The sequence below is a fragment of the Vaginella massiliensis genome, assembly GCF_900089075.1.
In the GTDB taxonomy this organism is placed as follows: Bacteria; Bacteroidota; Bacteroidia; order Flavobacteriales; family Weeksellaceae; genus Weeksella; species Weeksella massiliensis_A.
Genome location: NZ_LT593745.1, coordinates 1 through 19,821 on the forward strand (window position 1 = coordinate 1; position 19,821 = coordinate 19,821).

The window sequence follows — 19,821 nt, forward strand, 5'->3', positions numbered from 1 at the left end:
AATCTTTCAATATCAATCGATGCCAATCAATATATTATACGGTATTAATCCAAGTTTCCCTGGGCTATCCCGTTGATAAGGGCAAGTTCCATACGCGTTACGCACCCGTACGCCGCTCTCTAAGTAGCAAGCTACTTATACCGCTCGGCTTGCATGTGTTAGGCCTCCCGCTAGCGTTCATCCTGAGCCAGGATCAAACTCTCCATTGTAATAATTATTTCTTTTTACAATGCCTAAATCCTAAAAACTCAAATTGACGGTTCTTGGCTTATTTTGTTTCTTCTAAGTTTATTTTATCTTTCAAATGAACTGCTCTTTTTCTATTCGCAAAACCTTTTTTCAAAGTTGCGAGCGCAAAGGTAAGAACTTTTTATAAATTGACAAAAGAATTTTTAAAATAAATTCGATTGAATTTTTAACTTAAAAAACCTTCTCAAAAATTTTCTTTACCAATGAACTACTGCTTTTTTGTAAAGCGGTTGCAAAGATAACAAGCTTTATACAACTTCCAAGCTTTTTTTGAAATATTTTTTACAGAAAAGTTATTGAAACTTTTAAGTGGTTGAATCAGTGATGAGTACATCATTATTAATATAGAAAAATCAGCGAGAAATCTTATTGTATTAGGAAAACAAACCCTCTATCGAATGGTAAATGAGCCTCGTCAATACCTTTAGAATTCATCCTTTTGAAAGTCAAAAACATCATCCCATCAACATTATGAAAACGATGAATCTGGAACGAAAAAATAAAAATAAACGACAACAATGCGTTTGATAATTTAAACTTTTCTTAAAGCAATTTCCTATTGAAGCCTTGTGATAGCGATTAATTTTACGCCTTAAAAAATGCATGTAAGATAGAATGAGGCTCAATATTTCTAAAACGAAAGAAGAAAAACAATTCGACGATATTTATTTTCGTTATCACGAAAGCATTTACCGAAATATCAGGAAGTTAATCTACGACGAAGATAAGGCATTGGATATTTTGCAAGAGGTTTTTGTGACGCTTTGGAATCATCGCGAAGAAAAATTGAACGACGCTAATTTGGGCGCATGGCTTTTTACTGTAAGCTACAACCAATCGGTAGATTTTCTGAGAAAAAAACTGAAAGAGGAAATTACGGAGGCAGAAAATTTCTTGTACATCCCCTCTAATTACGATGAAAATATGGAGTTCGAACAACAATATTCGCTAAAATTAGAACTCATAGAAGAAGCAATCGAAAAACTTTCGCCCAGAAGGAAAGAAGTCTTCAGGCTTTGCAGATTCGAGGGATATTCGAAAGACGAAGTAGCAAAAAAACTCAAAATTTCGTCAGATTCTGTGAGCGATTACCTCAATCAGTCGAACCATTTCATCAGAGAATACATCAAAAAAGAATATCCAAGTTTCCTCAGTTTGTTTGCCTGCGTTTGTATGCAAAACTTTTTCTGAATTAACCATTATTTTACCTATTGTTAACCTTTTAGTCTATCCTATTTTTTGCCCTTGTTCGTTTTTAGGGTAGATTATGATAGAAAAATTATTAAAAAAATATTGGTCTAAAAAAAGTTCTTTAGAAGAGAAAAAAAATCTTTTAGAAGCCTTAGACAATCAAGACATCATCTCGCCAGCAATCTTAGAAGCATTGCCCGATGATGAAGAGGAATCTACTATAAAAAAAGAAACTGCCAATAGAATTCTCGCAAGAATTCATCAGCAAATAAAAAGTGAAAAGTCGTACCATAAAACTACTTTTTGGGCAAAAATCAGTGCAGCGGCGGCGGTTACCTTGCTTGTTGTGTTTGTTTTTCTTGATCGAAATGAGAAAAAAACTGCTGAGCTTGCGCTTGATCAATGGGACACGATTGCTAATAAAACGCCCGATAGACTCGTGAATATCGTACTGGCCGATAAAACGAATATTTTACTTTATCCGCATTCGCAAGTGGTCTATGCCCAAACTTATAATAAAGAAAACAGAAAAGTTTTTTTAGAAGGTAAAGCGAAGTTCAAAGTGACAAAAAATACAAAATTACCCTTTTCGGTTAGCAGTAAAAATTTCACAACAACTGCCTTGGGAACCGAATTTATTGTAACCGAAAACCTAATAAAAAAGCAAGCTACTGTGGATCTTTTGGAAGGAAAAGTGCGAATCGAAAGCAGCACGAAGGCATCTTTCGAGACGGTTTATCTGAAAGCTGGCGAACAATTCTTTTGGGATATAGCGAAGCAAAAATCTCGAATAATCGAACCTCTAAACGTTGCGTCTAAAAAGCTTATCACAAAAAATTTACCAAGTGTAAAAGAAAAGAAAACAATTGCAAAATCAGTCGAAATCATCGATTTGAGCGACGAAAAACAAGAATTGATTTTCGACAAAACGCCGCTGAAAGAGGTATTCTATCGATTAGAGGAATATCATCAGACCAAAATTCAGCTGGGGAATATTCCTGACGGACTTACGTTTACTGCCCGATTCGATTCGTCGGAAGAGCTTTATAAAATATTGGATATAATTTGTGAGTTAAACGATCTTCAATACCAAATCCAAAACCAACAAATTTATATAGAAAAGAAATAAGCTAAAAAAACATAAAATATTAATAATCAGCAATGTAAATTGTCTGACAGCATAATTTATTATCCAGAAAAAAAAACTTTTGAAATAAAAAAAACTAAAATTACTCATCTATAATGAAACGTTATTTTACGCTGTTATCCTTGTGTTTCATCAGCTTGCAAGCGATGGCACAAGAGAATTCTAAGATTAAAGGAATTGTGCAAGACGAGAAAGGGAATGCAATTTCTGGTGCAAGTGTGCAGATCATATCCGATTCAGACGCATCTATTTCGTTTACCGCAACCACCGACGACAAAGGGATGTTTGTGGTAGAAGGACTTTTGTCTGATGAAAAATACGATATCGAAATCGAGCATCTGAGTCATGAACCCTTTTTTATAGACAATTATCAGGTGAATGCTGGCGACAACAATTCGCTTTCAGTCAAACTCAGCCAAAGTATAGGTTTGGACGCGGTTGTTGTTACCGCTTTGGGGATAAAAAGAGAGGAGAAAAAATTGGGATATGCCCAGCAAACCATCGATTCTGAATCGCTCAACAATGCAGAAAACAACAACTGGTCCGATGGTCTGAAAGGGAAAGTTGCAGGGCTAAATTTGATCTCTGCTGGTTCGGGTCCCATAAATTCGCAGAACATTGTTTTGCGAGGGAACAACTCGACCGAACTCCATAAGAATTATGCACTGATTGTGATAGACGGCGTGCCGATGAATCCCGAAATGACCTCTTCTGGTAACGATTCTTCTTACATGGGAGCAGATTCGCCGATAGATTTTGGTAATGCGATTTCGGATCTCAACCCGAATGATATAGAGAGTGTTACCGTTCTCAAAGGGCCGTCTGCAGCAGCATTGTACGGTTCGCGCGCTGCCAATGGTGCAATTATGATCACCACAAAATCTGGTAACAAAGGTAAAAAACTGGGCATAGATTTTCGTTCTTCTGTGATGTTGGATGTCATCAATCACTGGCCAGATTATCAGTACGAATATGGACAGGGAACGCTTCAAAGAAACAAAGATGGTGAGCTATATTATTCGTACGGAAACTCATCAGACGGTAACGCTACGAGTGGAACAAGTAGTGCTTTTGGACCAAGATTCGAAGGACAATTTTATTATCAATACGATCCTAACTTGCAAGGACGAGGAGCAGAACGAACATTGTGGAGACCTTATAAAGACAACAGAAAATCGTTTTGGAACACTGGGGTTACCTACACCAACAATGTCTCGATTTCTGGTGGCGGAAAAGATGGTGCTATGCGAGCTTCTTTTGGACATGTAAAAAACCATTGGATAATGCCCAATACTGGTTTCGATAGCTATACCGCTTCTGTCAACGCCAATTACAAAGTTTCTGATAGATTAAAACTTACCTCTGTGGTCAACTATACCAACAAAGTGAGCGACAATATCCCGGGCACGGGCTACAACAATGGTTCTATTGCTTATTTCATGATCTTCCAAAATCCAAACGTTGACTTAGATTGGTACAGAGATCGCTGGTACACAGGACAAGAATACATCAGTCAGATACAGCCTTTTAGTTCTTATATAGACAATCCGTTTGTCATTGCGTACGATGCAACAAATCCGCTACAAAGCAATCAGATCACAGGTAATATTCAGGCAGATGTCCAACTCACTTCTAAGCTGAACCTCATGTTGCGTTCTGGTCTCAACATGTACAATCAGCTAAGAGAGCAAAATAGACCTCATGATATGAATCGTTGGTTGAACGGGCATTATAAAAGGCAAGATGTACAAAAAAGAGAAATCAATACCGATTTCCTTCTTTCTTACGAAGATAAATTTGGAGAAGATTTATCATTTAACCTAAATTTTGGTGGAAACAAAAGAGATTATCAATACCTGCGCAAAGACGCACAAGTAGACGAGTTGGTCATCCCCAATGTCTATATGTTATCTAATGGTATGAATAGCCCAATTGTAAAAACATACGACAAATACCTCAAGGTAAACAGTTTGTACAGCATGTTGAGTTTAGGGTTTAGAGATCAGATTTTTGTGGATGTTACGGCAAGAAACGATTGGTCTAGCACCTTGCCAAAAGACAATCGTTCTTACTTCTACCCTTCGGTTTCGACGAGTTTCATCTTGTCTGATATTTTCAGATTATCAAATCCGATCAATTACCTGAAATATAGACTATCGTTTGCACAAGTTGGGAACGATGCAGAGCCTTATAGCATCAATAAATATTACCAATCGAACGATTTTCCGGGTTCTTCTACCACCCCAACAACTCTTCATAACATAAACCTGAAACCCGAAATTTCTAAAAGCTGGGAAACAGGGATAGAGTTGTTGATGTTCAGAAAAAGACTCGGTTTAGACCTCACGCTTTATCAGACCAACACCAAGAACCAAATCATACAGGTTCCAACTGATCAGGTAACCGGATTCACTTCTGCTATTATCAACGGTGGAGAGGTAAGAAATCGAGGTGTAGAAGTGATGCTGAATCTAAAACCCATCCAAAATGCAGATTTCAGTTGGCAACTCATCGGGAACTGGGCTATAAACGAAAATAAAATCCTCTCGCTTACCGATGGTGTAGACGAAAAACCTTTGGCGACTTCTGGTGCCGTGAGCGTAATAGGAAAAATCGGAGGTACCACAACAGCCCTCTACGGATACGGTTTTGTGAGGGATGACCAAGGAAACATTGTGTACGAAAATGGTATACCGGCCTACCCTGACGATATTCAATACATCGGAGATGCAGCCCCAAAATGGCGTGCCGGACTGACCAATAATTTCAAATATAAAAACTTCAACCTCAGCATCACCTTAGATGGGCAATATGGCGGAATAGTTTACTCGCAATCTTATCATAAAATGATGGAACAAGGGAAACTAAAAGACACTTTACCAGGAAGAGATACAGGTTTTATCATTGGTGAAGGAGTGGTACAAAACCCAGACGGTAGCTATTCGCCAAACACAGAAGAAGTAAAAATAACAGATTATTATGCAAAATATTATCGCCGTGCGAACGTAGAATCCAACTCGTTTGATGCATCTTATTTGAAGTTACGCGAGGTGAATTTCACTTATAATTTACCTAAAAAATTATTGAAGAATACAGGGGTAGAAAACCTCAGCTTGTCGGTATTTGGTAAAAACTTAGCGGTATGGTCAGACTTTCCATTGTACGATCCAGAAACCGCTTCTATAGAAGGATCTACCATAATACCTGGCGTAGAAATGGGTCAAATGCCTTCTACAGCCTCTATCGGATTTACCCTAAAAGCATCTTTGTAAAACTCAAAAAAACTAAACTAAAATGAAAAAACTTTTTTATAAAATCACATTACTCACTGTACTTTGCTCTGGACTAGCAGCCTGTACCGAAGATTTCGACGAGACGAATATCAATCCGAATTTGGTTTCTGAGGTTACACCAGGTTCGCTTATCAATCCTGTTTTGTACAATTTGGCAAGCAACAATGCGACCAAAAACTACGATATCACCAGCCCCCTCATGCAAGTACACGTCCCATTTCCAGATGTTACAGCTGGCGGTGTTCATCGTTACGATATCACAGACGGAACGGGTAATTCTAGCTGGAATGCAGCTTATCGTTGGTCTACAAACATCAACGAAATGCTGATCAGAAGTAAAGAACTCAACCAACCCAATTACGAAGCCATTTCGCTTACACTAAGAGCTTTTGCATTCGCAAATCTTACCGATATTTTTGGCGATGTTCCGTTCTCCGAGGCTTTTCGTGCAGAAGAAGGCATCACGCAAGCCAAATTCGATTCTCAAAAAGATATTTATCAAACATTGTTAGAAGATTTAGAAACAGCAAATTCACTTTACGACACCAATAAACCGTTGCCCTACGTTGCCGACTTGTTGTTTGGTAATGATCTTGTAAAATGGCAAAAATTCACCAACTCTTTGCACCTGCGTTTGCTGATGCGTATTTCTGGTAAGGCAGAAACCAATGCCTATACAAAAATGCTCAATATCATCAACAATCCACAGCAATACCCTATCATGACGTCTAATCTAGATAATGCGGTTTTGCAAGTTACGGGCATTTCACCCAATGTATCGCCTTGGGCTCGACCGCAAGATTTCAACAACGCGAGAGCAATGGCTTCTTTTATAATAGACCAATTGGTCGAAGCCAAAGACCCGAGAATCAGCAAAATCGCGACCCAAGCCAGATCGTTAGAAGACAACAGCGCTATCGGATACAGAGGGATTCCAGCGGGGTACGATGGCTCCGAAGCTTTTGATTATTCTCCTTCGGGCTTGTTGAGAATTCAGGCAGAGGCACCGATGAAAATTGTTTTTTTTACCTATTCGGAAACTGAATTTATAAAGGCAGAATTGGCGTATAAAGGATATTTAGACAACGCAGAAAACCATTATAAAAACGCCGTAAAAGCAGCTATAGAATATCTTACAGAGGCAGAAACGCCAGCTGATTATTTCGAAAATGATGCGACACGCTACAATGGGACTTTAGAGCGAATCATGCTTCAGAAATATTTGTCTTTATACTTTGTAGATTATCAGCAATGGTTCGAATATCGCAGAACTGGCTTCCCTGTTTTACCTAAAATTCCAGCGGGAAGAAACAACGGAATTGTTCCTTCGAGGTTATTGTATCCGGCATCTGTAAAGATTTACAATAAAGATAATTACGATCGGGCAGCTGCCGCTATGGGCGGAGATGATATCAACTCGAAAGTATGGTGGCAAACTAAATAAAATTAAATTAAAATGAGAAAAATAATTTTTGGACTTAGTGTTTTGGTGAGTATACAACTCAGCGCACAACAAACGATAAAAGGAATCGTTTTCGAAGATATTAATCAGAATGGACGATTAGACAAAAACGAAAAAGGCTTAGAAAATGTGGCGGTTTCCAACGGGATGGATGTCGTTCTTACCGACGCCAAAGGTCGATATACGCTTAGCATAAAAGACGATAATCATGTCTTTGTCATCAAGCCCAGTCGATACAAAACGCCTTTGGATTCTTATTTTTTGCCTAAGTTTTATTATACCCATAAACCAAAAGGCTCGCCCAAAAACTTCAAGTATTCGGGTGTAGAACCTACACCAGTTTTACCAAAATCTGTCGATTTCCCGCTCATTCCACAGCAAGAAAACACCACGTTCACGGCTTTTGTTTTTGGAGATCCGCAGACTTATACCGACGAAGAATTGGTGTTTTTTCAAAAAGCTATTGTAGAAGATGCGCAGCAACACAAACAAGGCGTTTCGTTTGGTATCAGCTTGGGAGATTTGGTTGGAGACGATCTTTTGTTGCAACCAAAGTATAAGAAACAGATGAGTGCATTGGCGCTTCCGTGGTACAATGTGATGGGAAATCATGATATGAATTACGAGGCGACGACAGACGAACTTTCTGATGAAACCTTCGAGAAAAATTTTGGCCCTACCACCTATGCATTCAACTATGCCAATGCGCATTTCCTGATTTTAGATAATATTTTATACCCAAATCCTAGAGGCGGTAAAGGATATTTAGGCGGATTTACACCAGATCAATTAGCGTTTATAAAAAACGATCTAAAAACGGTTTCGAAAGATAAATTGATCGTACTGTCTTTTCATATTCCGATTTTCTTAGAAGGCGAAGACCATTTCGATAATGAAAGTCGACAGCAACTCCTCGAAATTCTAAAAGATTATCCCAACATTCTGATGCTTTCTGCCCACACTCATTACCAGATGCATCAGTTCTACGACAAAGAAAAAGGCTGGAAGGGCGCTCAACCTTTGCACGAATACAATGTGGGAACAACCTCTGGCGATTGGTATTCTGGCGAGCTCAACGAAGAAGGCGTCCCAGTTTCTACCATGAGAGACGGCACACCACGCGGCTATGCTTATCTTACGGTGAAAGACAATCGATACGAATTGGATTATAAAGTTGCTGGCAAACCTTTGGATTATAAAATGGATATTTATACCCCAAAAGTAATTGCAAATAAAGGATGGAACACTTCTTTGGTGTTTGCCAATATTTTTATGGGAAGTGAAAAAGACGAGGTTGAAATTCGTTTTGGAAATGGAAAATGGCAGAAAATGGACAAAACCATTCAGAACGATCCTCGATTCTATTATCAAGTTCAGCGTTGGGATAATGCTAACGAATTGCTCATGGGTAGAAGACCGTCTAACCCCGTAAAAAGTTCACATCTTTGGTACAAAAAACTCCCCAACAATCTTGGATTGGGCGAGCATACGATAGAAGTGAGAGTTAGGGACATGTTTGGACGCACCTACACCAATACTGCAACCTACCGAATTGAAGAAAAAAAGCCTTTAACAAATTAATCCTCATCATCAATTATTAAGGTTTACTGCAATAGAGGTGAAAGCAAAAAGTCTTTTCACCTCTATTTTTTTTATAATTCTAAAATTTTACAGAAAATCTTTTGGTAATTTATTCCCTCTGTAACGTAAGATTTTCGGGCAAATTTTAGCCATCTAGTTTGGATTTTGACTAGCCACACTCCTCCCCTTTTATTCTCCATTAATTGTGGAATCCTTTACCTCATGAGTGTTTATTTGTTTAAGGTATTCAGTGATTCGCTTCGCTTAATTCAAATTTTGTAGATTTACGCTTTAGAATCGCAACATTCGGTGACGAAGCTAAATACTTCAACGAGTTGCGAATTCCTTTACCTCATGAGTGTTTATTTGTTTAAGGTATTCAGTGATTCGCTTCGCTTAATTCAAATTTTGTAAATTTACGCTTTAGAATCGCAACTTGAGGAGGAGAAATAATGACAGGTGACGTGTTGTGAATTCCTTTACCTCATGAGTGTTTATTTGTTTAAGGTATTCAGTGATTCGCTTCGCTTAATTCAAATTTTGTAAATTTACGCTTTAGAATCGCAACGACACGCCAAGAAACTACGCCAATGCTGGGGTTGTGAATTCCTTTACCTCATGAGTGTTTATTTGTTTAAGGTATTCAGTGATTCGCTTCGCTTAATTCAAATTTTGTAAATTTACGCTTTAGAATCGCAACTGACGGTAAAATATTTTTGTGCTTGGATGGGTTGTGAATTGATTTCAAATTTTTGTAGATTTACTCAGTAGAATCACCACCTTCATCTCTCCATTTCCCAATCGTCTTGGGTTGTGAATTGATTTCAAATTTTTGTAGATTTACTCAGTAGAATCACCACAGCCTCTAAAGGTTTCCTAAAAATAAAGCTGTTGTGAATTGATTTCAAATTTTTGTAGATTTACTCAGTAGAATCACCACACAGTTCTTTTTCCCATTGTTCTTATAACTGTTGTGAATTGATTTCAAATTTTTGTAGATTTACTCAGTAGAATCACCACGAGGGTTTTTTGTTTTTTAATACTTCGTTTGTTGTGAATTGATTTCAAATTTTTGTAGATTTACTCAGTAGAATCACCACAATTCATCATTCACAATATCTCCTTCCAATGTTGTGAATTGATTTCAAATTTTGTAAATTTACGCTTTAGAATCGCAACTTTGCGTTCGTTTTACGGTAAACCACAATGTTGTGAATTCCTTTCAAATTTTGTAAATTTACGATTTAGAATCGCAACTGATAATGATCTTCAAGACGCGCGCGCTTAGTTGTGAATTCCTTTCAAATTTTGTAAATTTACGCTTTAGAATCGCAACCTTGAAGACTATTGAAAGTATCAACCTTATGTTGTGAATTCCTTTCAAATTTTGTAAATTTACGCTTTAGAATCGCAACATCGTGCCCTGGGGGGCGCGGATCTCCGCGGTTGTGAATTCCTTTCAAATTTTGTAAATTTACGCTTTAGAATCGCAACAAAGCCTTGAAGTAATGGAAAAACCAAAACGTTGTGAATTCCTTTCAAATTTTGTAAATTTACGCTTTAGAATCGCAACCTACTGGACATAGACATAATAGCGGAGTTGGTTGTGAATTCCTTTCAAATTTTGTAAATTTACGCTTTAGAATCGCAACCTTTGGCTGGGCAATTTGAACCGCCATACTGTTGTGAATTCCTTTCAAATTTTGTAAATTTACGCTTTAGAATCGCAACGTTTCATTGATGTATTCTTTTGCAGAACCTGTTGTGAATTCCTTTCAAATTTTGTAAATTTACGCTTTAGAATCGCAACGATGGCAGTGGAATGAATCGCCAAACGGGTGTTGTGAATTCCTTTCAAATTTTGTAAATTTACGCTTTAGAATCGCAACTACCGCGCATTGCGTTTTCTAAAGTAATTCGTTGTGAATTCCTTTCAAATTTTGTAAATTTACGCTTTAGAATCGCAACTAGGCGTACGCCGTCAACAAGACGAATCGAGTTGTGAATTCCTTTCAAATTTTGTAAATTTACGCTTTAGAATCGCAACAAAATTGCCACAACAACATCATGATTTCATGTTGTGAATTCCTTTCAAATTTTGTAAATTTACGCTTTAGAATCGCAACCTCATTCTAAAGTGTTGATTTAAAGCGTAATAAAAAGCAATCTACAAACCAAAAAAAAGTAAAAAATGCTTGAAGGTTTTATTCTACAAGCATTTTTTTATTTCCTAAAACAATTCTAACTGTTGGGGAACATTGGGCAAATCGGTCTCTTTTTGAGCAAAAAACAATTCCATTTGTCCAAATTGTTTATCCGTAATACACAAAATTCCGACTTTCCCTTCTGGGGGTAAACTTTTTTTCACTCTTTTTATATGCACATCGGCATTTTCTTTACTCGGACAATGCCGAATATAAATCGAAAACTGAAACATATTAAATCCGTCATCCAGCAAATTTTTCCTAAATCGTGTGGCGTAAGCTCGATGCTTTTTGGTTTCGGTCGGTAGATCAAAAAAAACTAATACCCACATGATACGATAAGCATTGTACCGACTAAAACTCATGACAACATCGGATATTGTAGCACTCTATTTTCGCCGGTGTAGCACTTGTACAGCGAACTGCTTGTAATGCTCAAAGCTGTCATTAGCGGACGTTGTAAGCCGTTGATGGTTACATCTCGGGTGGCAATCTGTAGCAAATGAGTCTTGGCATTTTTGTCTAATAGGTATGGCGAAAAAGGTTTTTGCATCCATTCGACTACCAATAGATCCACATACGGACGATAAGGCTCCATCAAATCATCGGCTAAACAATAAGCATTGTATTTGTTTTTGTGAAAGATGCCTATTGTTGGATGCAACCCACTGCTGACAATCGCTCGAGCTACCATACTTCGTAAAACAGCGTAGCCGAAATTGAGGAAATTATTGGGCGCATCACCTTTTCGATCGCGAATAAAATCATCAAACAAGGTAGACCAATAATATTGTGCAGCAATGCCTTCCATATTGGTACTATCGCCAGATTTTACCGAATTCATATACGTAATCATACGGTCATGTGGTAAATTGTTTAACCGTAACACTTCTTTTTGTTGATAAATTTTTGCTTCTACAGTTTGTTTCCATAATTGCTTGCGTAAAGGTTCGGAGCAATTGATTTGATGTTTCAATCGTTCACTATGTTCAACATGTCCACTGATAGGTAACATTAAGCCTAACGGCAGATGGGTTTCATCACAACTAATTAAAGCCACATTGTTTTGTTGCAATGCTATAATAAGCTGCTGACTGATCGTAATTTGGTAATGGTCTAAAACCACAAAACCGATGTCTTCTATCGGAATAGATCCTTTGATTTCTTTTGTATTCGGATCCTCAATAGTTAATCGGTTATCTCTGAACTTCAAATACGAAGCATTACCGATATAAATGGTACGTTTGAGCATGGGTTAAGCTTTTGAAATGTTACCTAGTCTATCTACATTGAGTTTAATGCAGACATTCTTTATTTGTTGTCCATTAAAACTTGTAGTTTCATTGGTTTGCGACCCACTCAATTTGCTAGTTTTAGAATTTATTTTCAAATCAACTTCACATTTATCAATCTCTGATGCGTGGTTTATTGGTCTAAAATAAATATCATTGCCCGTAAATCGATTAAAGGCAAATGTTAAGTCAACTCCAGCATTATCTACCTTAATGATATCATTTTGAGTCAACGTGAACAATAATCTATACTCTTCACCAGTATCATTAAAAACTTTTTCATCTACCGGAATATTATTAGTGTTTGTAGATGTTTGATATTCTATTACATCAAAAAGACTAATTCCTTTAAAAATTCTTCTTGGATTGCTTTTTGACTCTTTCGATCTATCAATCAATTCATAAACTGCAAGATAAATGTTGGTGCCTCCATCATTTACTACAAATTGCTTCGATTTGACTGAATCTTTATCTTCTTCATTCAAAGCTCGTTGATTACCAAAACCTCTTGTAATTTTCACTTTGTTAATTGGATTATGAGGTTTATTATCGTTGAGTTTTATCAAATTTTCAGGTTTATTCATTTCTTCGATAGCTTCAGGGGTAAACGCAATCTCCGGATGTTCTTTTATATCATCCTCATAGCGTTTTCTCAAATTATTGTCAGAAACCATTTCAACAAAAACATTCAGCTTAGAATAATCACGTTTTTTAAACTGAAAATTATTTGCCTTCAAGTGTCCAAACAATTCTTCAATTGTACCAATTTCATTTTCTGCATCAGATACAATTGCTTCAAGTTCCTGTTTTTCTAACAAAGCTCCAAAGTGTAAAATAGCTTCGTCAAAAGGAAGTTCAACAGTATCAAATTGTTTTAGGTGATTGAGCAAAATAGTTTTTGTTCGTCCGACAGTATCTGAAATCGAATTTATTTTTTTACTATCGAAAGAGGTATCTAATGCTGTGCGCAACGTGATTTTATCAACACCATTTATAGTTGTTTTTCCATAAAAGGTATCTTTCCCTAAACTCCGACGAATTGCCCAATTTTCTTTCTGCCCGTTATCTGTATTTTGTCGTGCAAAAGAATTTGGACCGTTTTTATAATAATTCACCCTCTTATTGATTACACGTAGATTTTGCTTGAATGTAGTTATCGTTCTTTGCAAAGCAGTCAAAATCATCTTTTTATAATCTTGACCAAAAGTTGCATCTTCTTTGAATTGATAGTTCATTTCAACCACAGTATCCCTCCGGGAATTGTCTGCATCTTCTCGCCGTGTTTCTCCAGGCAACATATAATACCAGTTGTTTTCATCTCGCTCATCATCTCGTTTGGTAAATTTTATTTTTCGTTTCAGCGTTTGTCTGTTCTTTTCTATCTGTTTTTGCTTTCCATAATTGTCAGACTTGGCGTCAGCGTTAATATTGTTGATGTAATTAACGTGATCTTCTGTACATAATGCTACTATCAGTGCATCCAAGGCGTGATGACGATGATCAATACGCTTAATATCGTATGTTTCGTCTTTCGCACGAATAGTTTCATCCAAATTACAATCGAAATATCGATTACCATTTTTGGAGGTCTGCCAACTTCCAAATAAGTTGGATTGGGTCAATTCATTTAGACGTATATATCTTGGCGCAACTAACTCTGTCCAAACTTCGTCTAATTTCCAAGCCCGTTTTAATTCTGTAGTCACCATTCCCGTAACAGGAAGTACATTTTTAGAGCGGAACTCGACTTCTCCTGGCTCTCTTACAATATGGCTCAACAATTCCATCGCTTTTCTTGCGATATGGCGGGCACTGTTAAGTTGACTACTTATAAATCCTTTCGGGATTTCTTTAGACAGCAATATCAGCCTTTTAGTTCCTGAAAACTGTGTTTTGACAATACTCACATACTCATCATCCGTACAAACAGGAATACCTAAATAGGATTGTCCTTGCTGAGCTTGAATAAATTCTCTGGCAGTTCTATTGTCCTTTAATTTATTAAGATTTACTTCTACTACTACTTTATTACTGAGCGAATTATTAGTTATAGATGATTGTGGAAAAATGTGATCCACATTGTATTTCGAACCATCAAATAACTCCGTTAGCTTTATGATTTGACCGGAATACGGAGAGCGATATCCTTGTTCAATCCAAAGTTTATATTTTTCGAAATCTGCTTTGGTTATGTGTGATTTTTTCAGAATATCCTCGATATCTTTTTTAGAAATCTTAGCATCTTTTAGCACCTTATTTTCGTCGAAGAATTTTCTGTCATTATTCTTGGTATGCTCAGCACCTTCTTCAGCTATTTTCAATCTTTCGAAATGGTCAGGATTTCTGGGATTAGCTTTGAATGGGCTATGCGACAGGTATTCTTCTAAAATTTGCCGCAATCTTTTGTTTTGCGCCTTATTACCAGACATTCGTTTCGTTTCCGCTTCTTTCTCCTTGGCAGACTTCTTAAGTTCTCTTCCTACTTCTAAATGAATTTTTGAAAAGAAATTTGGTGTTCCATTTCCATAGTAATCCCAAATGTCAGCAACTACCTGCATCATTTCCAAAATCACTTTTTCTGCAACAGGATTGTTTAATGAGTGTTGTTTTAACTCTTGATGGAGTTGATTTCGAATATCTTCTGGAGAAGTCCAATACTTCGCTTGAGCTAACTCTGAATGTCTTCCATAAACCAAATAGGATGCTTGTGTCAAATTCAACTGTTGAAAATCATCTGTACTTTGGAAATCTCTAAAAACATTAAACAAGCCTTTCGGAAATGGCAATTCTCCTTTTTGGTAATCGACATTAGTATTTACTACTTTCTCGTAATCGACTTTATCAGTGTCATAATCGATGTTTTTTATTCTTTTTAAAATTTCTTCTTTTCTGTCCTCATTGGATTTTTGCCATTTTTGGTACCAACTTTCTTTCGCCCAAGCATCTTCATATTCCAGCTTTCCTAAACGAATTAATGGCAATAGTTTTTTCAAGGCTTTTTCAGAATAGGCGGAATATCTTGAAGGAAACTTCGGATAATTTGCAAAGTCAACAATGATTTTTTCTTTGATTTCATCGGCAATTTCAAATCCTTTGAAATAGTTAGTGAAAAACGTGGTTATGCTCTTATTGTTGCTTTCAGTACGCTCTTTGTAGCTTACCGAATACAGATAATGCCATAATTCCCTTTCTTTTTCTTGTGTGAGAAAGGCAGCGTAGTTAGTAAAACCACAGCGCTTGAAACGAGTAGCAAAGCTTACGCGAGTTTCGTTTCCTTTAAATTCTTCATCCTCAGGAAAATTCCAAGCGTAATTGCTTTCTTTAGGCTTATAATCGATTTTAAACTTCTTTTTGCAATATGCTAAAAACTGTGCTTGATTTAAAGATTTTCGATTGTTTAACTCTTCAAAAAGCTCTTGATATTCTTTTTCAGATTTGAAATATTCTTTGGTAACGTCTTGGTTGGTTAACTTTTTACCATCAATCTCTTTTTCAAGTTGTATCAATCGTAGATTATGCAATTTATCCCAAATCCTAAATTCCTGAAAATAAGGATGCGAAGCCGAAACAACCTTGATGTAAATAGGCTCTTTTTTGTCTTTAAGCTCTCCCGTTTCTTTATCAACTTCTTGTATTGGATTGCCATATTTATCCTCAACAGTTTTCCAATATTGAACTTCGTATTTGCAATCTGCTATTTCAGACTTCTTGCTTTTTAAAGGTCTTTGATACATCAGAATATCTTCAACTAATAAATGCTGAATGGCATCTTTGTTTTTCAACAAAGCATCTTGATGTTTTTTATTTTTTGGGTAAAGCATTTTAACACACTGTTCAAATATTTCTTTATCTCTCAAACTCGTATGAAAAGCTTGTTGCGTGGAAATAATTTGCTTCAATTCCTCTCGATAGAAATCTCTATCCACCACCTGAAACATTCCACCGATAATCTTTGTGCGATTTCCCGTTTTAGCATCGTTTTTCAGAACATTGTATATTTTAGGTGAAATGTAATTTTTCACATTACCGTTTTTATCAACATAACCATTCAAACTATTAAATTGTAATGCTTCTTTTTCGGTCATTTTCTTTAATAGCTTCCAATTGCTTGCCTTGTTTGGGTCAAGTAATTTGAATTCAGTAAATGGGTCATTAGAAATATTCAGGTTGAGTGATTCACTTTTCTTTGAAGGCTTAACCAGTGCTCCTTTATTGTTGTATAGTCTTGTTAGAAAAACTTCCTCTTTAATTTCATTTTCTGCTTTTTGAAATTTGTTAAAATCAGCATAGTTTGTATCGACTTTCCAACCATTACTGTACTCTTTTAAGTACTTATCCTTTGTGTCTTTTGGAGAAATGTTTTTTACTTTCAACTCGAAAATATCCTCAATTCTGTAAATAGTTTTACTATCATCTATATCAGTTCCTTCTTCATTTAGAATGGTGAGTCTTTCTACAATTTTGACTTCATCAATTTTGTCATTTAATTCAGTAACTTGTTCCGTAGAATATTCTTTATATGAATAGCCATTTTCCAGAACGACATTGAAAAAAACACCCCATTTGTCTTCCGACTTAGATACTTCAACAACTTTCAATATTAGTGGTTCAATCTCTATTTTGCTTGTATCAACCACTTCTTGAATAGACTTGGTAATGCCAAAATCATTAAGTTTTTCTGACAAATCATCAAATTCATCCAAACTATCTGTCTTCTCATATCCTCTTTTCTGATTATAGCTCAGTAATACCCAAGCTAATTCCTCCAAACTAATTTTTTCTGAAAGTGCTTTTTGCCGTAAAAAATACAAAGTCCAATCATAAGGAATTCTGCTTTTCTTTTTATTCTCTATGCTAAGCTCATCAAGCATTTCCTGATAGCTTTCTTTGAAAAGAAATTCAGCTTTTTTTCCTATTTGTTTTGGAAGATAAGCCAGTTTTGGCTCTTTATTTTTCTTGAACTTACCACTTTTTTCACCTTTGTCATTGGAGAAGTCTATTTCCAATTTGTAATGCTTCGGAAGAGCATCCAACAAATCAAGAACTAAGTGCAAACGATCTCTACGAAGTAAATAACGTTCATTTAATCTTCTTGGGCCTCGCTTTTCAGTTCGTTGAGCAGCAGTACTTTTGATTTTACCACTTCGTTCAAAATCACCAATTTCTCCAGCGTCCATCGGTAAAATTCGAGACCCTAAGCCGATAATTTTTACAGTTTTATTTTGGTGGTTAATTTCAACCAAAGCCCACCCGATCGAGTTGGTACCTAAATCTAGTCCTAAAATTGTTTTCATTATTGTTTATTGAATAGATTGTTAAAATTAATAAAAAATGCTAAAGTTCATATCATTAATTGTTATATTTGTGGCTGAAAGGAATTCACAATAAGGATTATTCCGTTGTGAAAACATTTGGGTCACCTCTTGTCCATTAATCAGGAGGTTTTTTTTGTGCCAAAAAATTTTTACGGCAACAACAAAATCTTAAAATCCTTAAACTTTTACCAAAGAATTTCATTTCTTAGATTTTCGAAATACATTCGTAGGATAATTACTAAAACGCATGATTTATCGCTTAAGCTTGATCATATTCACCTTATTGGCAAACCTCCATGTTTTGGCTCAACAAACGACCGAAAAATGGATTCATGGGAATATCATTTTGGATCCAGACGGGGATGTCGCAGAGGGAGTTTATGTAACGAATCTCACGACCAAGAAAACCGTTATAAGTAATTTTTCTGGGAATTTTTCAATTCTTGCCAGTGTAGATGATGTGCTGGAGTTTAAGTCGGATTATTACGAGAATCGACGAATCAAAATTACGCCGCAAATCTACCAACAGCCTAAGTTTGTAGTTCACCTGAGCATCAATATTATCGAACTACAAGAGGCGTTGATATCTGCAAATTTGACTGGAATTCTCACCAAAGATGTGACGGCCGGAAAACGCAAAGACAATCTTACAGAATTGTATAAAAAACTGGGCGTGAACCCCGATATCAACCCGATAAAAGATACAAGCGATTTGAAATTTGGTTTGCTCGGGGGTGATATTTCACTCACGCGATTAGATGTTGGCCGCATTTATGATGCATTAACGGGCAATTTGAAAAAAAGACAAGAATTGATGAAATACGAATCGAATATTGCAAAACATCGACATTTGCGCAACTATTTTGGTGAGGATTTTTTTACCAAAGAACTCAAAATTCCGGCTCTTAAAATTGATGATTTTATCCACTATGCCTTTATCACAAAAGATATGAACAGCGATTTTGATAATCGACTTTATTTAAAAATAATGGATACGTTTACCCAATACGCTCCCATCTACCGCAACTTGTTTCAGCCTGGATTGCTCGATTCTAAATAAAAAAAAACTACCCGAATTGGGTAGCCACTGTATGTTTTTATTCGCGATTTCATTTATCGCCAATCTGGATTCAATGGATTTGCCAAATCTACCCCAAGACTGAACAAAAATCCTTGCTTTCGTCCATCGACCTGAAAATCTGACAAGCCAATATCATAGGACATTCCTGCTCGTATTGCACCGATTTTCACTTTTACGACTGGAGAAATAAACAACGGATCTTTATAATCTTTAGACATCCCTTGTTTGTAAGACACCCCAACATCGACCCCTTGTTCTTGATCACCAAAACCGAGGTGGGCGATCAGATTCGCATCCAATCCGCTGTATCGATTGGCATTGGTACTGTACACCAGAGAGGGTTGCAGTTTTATACCCTCGGTCAAATACCAATCAAAACCAAGATTCAAATAATAAGTTGTGGGCAAAGGTTCGAAATTGTTGATATAATAAAAATTGTTATCAATTGGAATGTCGAGCACCGAAACTCCACCAAAAAAGTTAGCATATTTGAAAGACACGCCCAGATTCATCATCCACGAATTGAAGCGATCTTCATTCAGCAAAGGGTCATTTGGATCGTTTACAATAATATCAGATAAATCGAAGGATTGGGAAAAACGACTTGTTCCGACTCCAAAAGAAACCACATCCTGCTCTTGGTCATAACCTCTGCCGTCTTGTATCGGAATATGATAAGCCGCTGTGAGATTGAATCCGCTCATTTTCGAAGCTCCATTTCGATCATTGAAAAAATAGGTTCCGACTGCCAATCGATCGATAACCGTTGCGTGGGCGCTCAAAGTTTGGGTTTTCGGACTGTTTGGTAAATCGTCCCATTGGTTGCGGTTGCTGGCATTGATGCTGATGTACTCTGGATTTTGACCGGCATGAGAGGGATTGATCAACATTTTATCGCTCACCAAATAATGATTGTAATAAGGCATCGTTTGCTGTGCAATCGACGTAATACTCAACAACCCAAAGGTTAATGACAGCAAAAAGAGTGTTTTCTTCATAAACATTT

General features: G+C 36.6%; 10 protein-coding genes, 1 rRNA gene and 1 CRISPR repeat array. Of the genes, 6 read left to right on the forward strand and 5 right to left on the reverse strand.

What is annotated here, in order from left to right; all coding sequences use genetic code 11:
- Positions 1-209, reverse strand: a 16S ribosomal RNA gene (locus BN8061_RS00045); the annotation flags it as partial.
- A 655-nt stretch (positions 210-864) separates the two neighbouring features.
- On the opposite strand from BN8061_RS00045, the gene BN8061_RS00050 reads away from it, so the two are divergent.
- The 5 genes from BN8061_RS00050 (at position 865) to BN8061_RS00070 (ending at position 8,923) form a co-directional block, all read left to right on the forward strand.
- Positions 865-1,440 carry an RNA polymerase sigma factor gene (locus BN8061_RS00050; protein ID WP_068595107.1) on the forward strand — a complete coding sequence of 192 codons (576 nt, stop codon included), beginning with the start codon at positions 865-867 and terminating at the stop codon, positions 1,438-1,440.
- Positions 1,441-1,516: 76 nt separating this feature from the next.
- Positions 1,517-2,569 carry a FecR family protein gene (locus BN8061_RS00055; protein ID WP_068595109.1) on the forward strand — a complete coding sequence of 351 codons (1,053 nt, stop codon included), beginning with the start codon at positions 1,517-1,519 and terminating at the stop codon, positions 2,567-2,569.
- A 113-nt stretch (positions 2,570-2,682) separates the two neighbouring features.
- Complete coding sequence (locus BN8061_RS00060) at positions 2,683-5,859, forward strand: SusC/RagA family TonB-linked outer membrane protein (protein ID WP_068595111.1); 3,177 nt, start codon at positions 2,683-2,685, stop codon at positions 5,857-5,859.
- 22 nt (positions 5,860-5,881) lie between these two features.
- Entirely contained in the window at positions 5,882-7,324 is a 1,443-nt protein-coding gene (locus BN8061_RS00065; RefSeq protein WP_068595114.1) for a SusD/RagB family nutrient-binding outer membrane lipoprotein, read from the forward strand.
- A 12-nt stretch (positions 7,325-7,336) separates the two neighbouring features.
- Positions 7,337-8,923, forward strand: a complete 1,587-nt coding sequence (locus tag BN8061_RS00070; RefSeq protein ID WP_068595116.1) for a calcineurin-like phosphoesterase C-terminal domain-containing protein — start codon at positions 7,337-7,339, stop codon at positions 8,921-8,923.
- Between the two features lie 1,130 nt (positions 8,924-10,053).
- Positions 10,054-11,049: direct repeats of the CRISPR family, unit length 49 nt; unit sequence GTTGTGAATTCCTTTCAAATTTTGTAAATTTACGCTTTAGAATCGCAAC.
- Positions 11,050-11,153: 104 nt separating this feature from the next.
- On the opposite strand, the gene cas2 is transcribed toward BN8061_RS00070, so the two are convergent.
- From cas2 to cas9, 3 genes are read right to left on the reverse strand one after another with little or no spacing between them, the layout of a single operon-like run.
- Positions 11,154-11,492, reverse strand: coding sequence for a CRISPR-associated endonuclease Cas2 (gene cas2 / locus BN8061_RS00075; RefSeq protein ID WP_068595118.1), 339 nt, complete (start codon positions 11,490-11,492; stop codon positions 11,154-11,156).
- Entirely contained in the window at positions 11,489-12,379 is an 891-nt protein-coding gene (gene cas1, locus BN8061_RS00080) for a type II CRISPR-associated endonuclease Cas1 (RefSeq protein ID WP_068595120.1), read from the reverse strand. The genes cas2 and cas1 overlap by 4 nt, the downstream gene beginning before the upstream one ends.
- A 3-nt stretch (positions 12,380-12,382) precedes the next feature.
- Entirely contained in the window at positions 12,383-17,713 is a 5,331-nt protein-coding gene (gene cas9 / locus BN8061_RS00085; protein ID WP_068595122.1) for a type II CRISPR RNA-guided endonuclease Cas9, read from the reverse strand.
- Between the two features lie 268 nt (positions 17,714-17,981).
- On the opposite strand from cas9, the gene BN8061_RS00090 reads away from it, so the two are divergent.
- A complete protein-coding gene (locus BN8061_RS00090; RefSeq protein WP_094745804.1) occupies positions 17,982-18,794 on the forward strand; it encodes a hypothetical protein in 813 nt (270 codons plus the stop codon).
- A gap of 53 nt (positions 18,795-18,847) precedes the next feature.
- Here the strand turns inward: BN8061_RS00090 and BN8061_RS00095 are convergent, their stop codons facing one another.
- Complete coding sequence (locus BN8061_RS00095) at positions 18,848-19,813, reverse strand: PorP/SprF family type IX secretion system membrane protein (protein ID WP_068595123.1); 966 nt, start codon at positions 19,811-19,813, stop codon at positions 18,848-18,850.
- Positions 19,814-19,821: the final 8 nt, after the last annotated feature.

What these genes read in the sequence shown, in the direction of transcription:
- BN8061_RS00065 (WP_068595114.1), top strand. Translation starts at nt 5,882, where the DNA reads ATGAAAAAACTTTTTTATAAAATCACATTACTCACTGTACTTTGCTCT.
- BN8061_RS00055 (WP_068595109.1), top strand. Translation starts at nt 1,517, where the DNA reads ATGATAGAAAAATTATTAAAAAAATATTGGTCTAAAAAAAGTTCTTTA.
- BN8061_RS00050 (WP_068595107.1), top strand. Translation starts at nt 865, where the DNA reads ATGAGGCTCAATATTTCTAAAACGAAAGAAGAAAAACAATTCGACGAT.
- cas1 (WP_068595120.1), bottom strand. Translation starts at nt 12,379, where the DNA reads ATGCTCAAACGTACCATTTATATCGGTAATGCTTCGTATTTGAAGTTC.
- cas2 (WP_068595118.1), bottom strand. Translation starts at nt 11,492, where the DNA reads ATGAGTTTTAGTCGGTACAATGCTTATCGTATCATGTGGGTATTAGTT.
- BN8061_RS00095 (WP_068595123.1), bottom strand. Translation starts at nt 19,813, where the DNA reads ATGAAGAAAACACTCTTTTTGCTGTCATTAACCTTTGGGTTGTTGAGT.
- BN8061_RS00070 (WP_068595116.1), top strand. Translation starts at nt 7,337, where the DNA reads ATGAGAAAAATAATTTTTGGACTTAGTGTTTTGGTGAGTATACAACTC.
- cas9 (WP_068595122.1), bottom strand. Translation starts at nt 17,713, where the DNA reads ATGAAAACAATTTTAGGACTAGATTTAGGTACCAACTCGATCGGGTGG.
- BN8061_RS00060 (WP_068595111.1), top strand. Translation starts at nt 2,683, where the DNA reads ATGAAACGTTATTTTACGCTGTTATCCTTGTGTTTCATCAGCTTGCAA.
- BN8061_RS00090 (WP_094745804.1), top strand. Translation starts at nt 17,982, where the DNA reads ATGATTTATCGCTTAAGCTTGATCATATTCACCTTATTGGCAAACCTC.